Below are 810 nucleotides of genomic sequence, written 5' to 3'. Positions count from 1 at the left end.
CTCTCGCTGCGCTCGCTCACACCCCGCAGTCTCCCACGTTCGGGATCGGCCCCGCGCCACGCGGGTGCGGCTACCGGCTCCCCGGCGCCCGGAAGCATAGGGTTACCGGCCATGGCAGCCGCGCGACCACGGATTGCGGAGGGGCACGAGCCTATGAACGACCCCGGCGCCGGGGGACCCGCGGCCTTCCGCAGTGCGGTGGCCGCGTTGGACGCGGCCCGGCCGCGCCGGGAGGTGCGGCTCTCCACGATGCCGCCGCCGCGGCGGCCCGCCCCGTTCGCCCACGCGGTGGCGGCATCGGTGCTGGTGCCGACCGCGCCGGGACATCCGGAGGAGGACCACGAGGTGGCCGACGGCCGCTTCGTGCTGCTGTACGACCCCGCCGGTCAGGAGGGGTGGAACGGCCCGTTCCGGGTGGTGACGCTGACCCGGGCGGAGCTGGAGCCGGAGTTGGGCACCGATCCGCTGCTGCCGGAGGTCGCCTGGTCCTGGCTGACGGAGGCGCTGGAGGCCCGGGTGCCCGGAAGCGAGGAACCCAGCGGCACGGTGACCCGCTCGGGGTCGTACTTCTTCGGAGGGCTGGCGGATCGCAGGCCCCGGGTGGAGATCGAGGTGCGGGCGTCGTGGTCGCCCGTTGAGCCCTGGGAGCCGGAGGACCACCTGTTGGCGTGGTGCGCGTTGCTGGCACAGTGCGCGGGGCTGCCACCGGACTCCGGCGCGGCGGGCGTGACGGCCCTGCCCAGACGACGGGGACCGCGTTCCGGGCACTGACCCCGGCTCCCGGTCCTTCACCCCCTCGCGACCCCCTCC

General features: G+C 75.6%; 1 protein-coding gene. It reads left to right on the top strand.

The window, feature by feature from the left end:
- The first annotated feature begins 153 nt into the window (after positions 1-153).
- Positions 154-771 carry a DUF3000 domain-containing protein gene (locus FNQ90_RS25400; protein ID WP_182608458.1) on the top strand — a complete coding sequence of 206 codons (618 nt, stop codon included), beginning with the start codon at positions 154-156 and terminating at the stop codon, positions 769-771.
- Positions 772-810: the final 39 nt, after the last annotated feature.

The organism is Streptomyces alkaliphilus, from assembly GCF_014141535.1.
Lineage (GTDB): Bacteria > Actinomycetota > Actinomycetes > Streptomycetales > Streptomycetaceae > Streptomyces > Streptomyces alkaliphilus.
The sequence above is the reverse complement of the archived record's forward strand: the minus strand, read 5'-3'. Positions and strand labels throughout refer to the sequence as shown.